The sequence below is a fragment of the Kocuria sp. genome, from assembly GCF_030536815.1.
GTDB lineage: Bacteria > Actinomycetota > Actinomycetes > Actinomycetales > Micrococcaceae > Kocuria > Kocuria gwangalliensis.
Genome location: NZ_JAUNPE010000318.1, coordinates 1 through 1,745, shown reverse-complemented (window position 1 = coordinate 1,745; position 1,745 = coordinate 1). Strand labels below are relative to the sequence as shown.

3 protein-coding genes are annotated in these 1,745 nt (G+C 63.0%); all 3 read right to left on the bottom strand.

All coding sequences use genetic code 11. The annotated features are described in order from the left end of the window. Positions 1 to 98: 98 nt before the first annotated feature. From pheA to Q4E95_RS13565, 3 genes are read right to left on the bottom strand one after another with little or no spacing between them, the layout of a single operon-like run. Entirely contained in the window at positions 99 to 1,118 is a 1,020-nt protein-coding gene (pheA, locus tag Q4E95_RS13575; RefSeq protein ID WP_303383800.1) for a prephenate dehydratase, read from the bottom strand. After that, positions 1,115 to 1,450, bottom strand: a complete 336-nt coding sequence (locus Q4E95_RS13570; protein ID WP_303383799.1) for a rhodanese-like domain-containing protein — start codon at positions 1,448 to 1,450, stop codon at positions 1,115 to 1,117. The genes pheA and Q4E95_RS13570 overlap by 4 nt, the downstream gene beginning before the upstream one ends. A gap of 43 nt (positions 1,451 to 1,493) precedes the next feature. Continuing rightward, positions 1,494 to 1,700 carry a hypothetical protein gene (locus Q4E95_RS13565; protein WP_303383798.1) on the bottom strand — a complete coding sequence of 69 codons (207 nt, stop codon included), beginning with the start codon at positions 1,698 to 1,700 and terminating at the stop codon, positions 1,494 to 1,496. Positions 1,701 to 1,745: the final 45 nt, after the last annotated feature.

Below are 1,745 nucleotides of genomic sequence, written 5' to 3'. Positions count from 1 at the left end.
CGTGAACTCGCAGTTTGATGATGAGCACCAACAACACGGCGATCGCCGCGGCCGCAATTAACAGCAATGGACCCGCTGTGAGGGTCTGACTCCAGCCTTCAATTTCCACGGGGTAATTGTCCTCTCAAGTGGTCGACCCAAGAACGGGCCTGAATAAACGCGGCATCCGAGTGCTGTTTGGAAACCTCGATGACTCGCTGATCTGCCCGCGGGTAGGATCCCAGGAAACGAGTGCGCGGGCACATGCGGCGCACGCCCATCAACGCGTCAGCCACACGGTCGTCGTGAATATGACCGTCGACATCCACGCTGAAGAAGTAGTCACCCAGGTGGCTTCCGGTGGGCCGCGATTCGATGCGGGACAGGTTCACCCCGCGGGTGGCGAACTGCTCAAGGATCTCCATGAGCGCTCCAGCACGATCCTGCCACAGCGGAATCACCACGGAGGTCTTATCCGCGCCGGTGGGTTTGGGCATGGTGGCATCGGGGCTGGCCACCAAGATGAAACGAGTCACGGCATTGCGGTTGTCGCCGATGTTTTCGGCCAGAACGGTGAGTTCGGGGTGCCGATCGACCACCACGGGCGAGCACACTGCGGCGTCGTAGCCGACGCCCTCGGAACGGGTGCCGCCGTGACCGTCCAAAAACGCGACAGCGGAGGCCGCCGTAGAGGATGCCGCAACATATTCCGCACCCGGAATGTTCTGTTCGACCCATCCGCGGATCTGCGCCCACGCGTGGCTATGAGTGGATATGGAGTGAATTTGACCCAGCGGCAGCTCACCCGGCGCCACCAGCGTGAACTGGATGGGGACCAGAATCTCCTGGAGGATGCGCAGCTCGGAGCCCGAAGCGACGTCGTCGAGTGTGGCCGTGACGCCGCCCTCGACCGAATTCTCGATGGGGACCACCGCGGCGTCCACGACACCGTCCCGGACGGCCGCAAGAGCGGACGGAACGGAAGCCATGGGAATCCGTTCGGACTCCCGCGCGCCGGGGACCTGCATCAGGGCCGCCTCGGTGAAGGTTCCTTCCGGGCCCAGGAAAGCGAACCGACGCGGGTGTGGCCCCGAATCCGCAGTGGGACCCGAGGCCACGCCGGAAATTGCCGCGTTCACAGGACGCGGGGAGTTTCGCCGTTTTCGGAAATCAGGGGCTTGTCGGCATCTGCCCAGGCACCCATTCCGCCCAACACGTTGACGGGATCGAACCCGTACTGCGCGAGGTAGGCCGTGGCTTTCAGCGAGCGGCCACCGGAGCGGCAAATGACGTAGACATCCTCGTCCACCGGAACTTCACCGGTGCGCTCGGCCAGCTGGGACAGCGGCAGGTGCTGGGCGCCGTGGATGTGCCCGGCATCCCATTCGTCCTGCTCGCGGACGTCCAGGACGGGTGCGCCCTCGGGGATGTCGTCAATGGATGCGGACGGCAGATTGTTCACGTTGTCCATGGTTCCTCCTGGTTCAGAAGTGGAAATTCGGTCCGCTCCCACTTTAACGCTGCTGCTGGTCCAGCCGCTCTTCTTCGTGTGTTGCGGTCGGGCCGAGGTCGGGCAGGCCATTCTTGGCCACGTGACGTTCGGACACGCCGTAACCGATGATCGTGCCCACCACGAGCACCACGCCCGCAATCAGGCTGTAGTACCAGTGCGGGTTACTGAAGTCGAACATGATGTACAACGTCACAGCTGTCAGGAACACGCTCCTTCGGATCGAAGGCCATGAGCTTCTCCTGTTCGTGGGGTT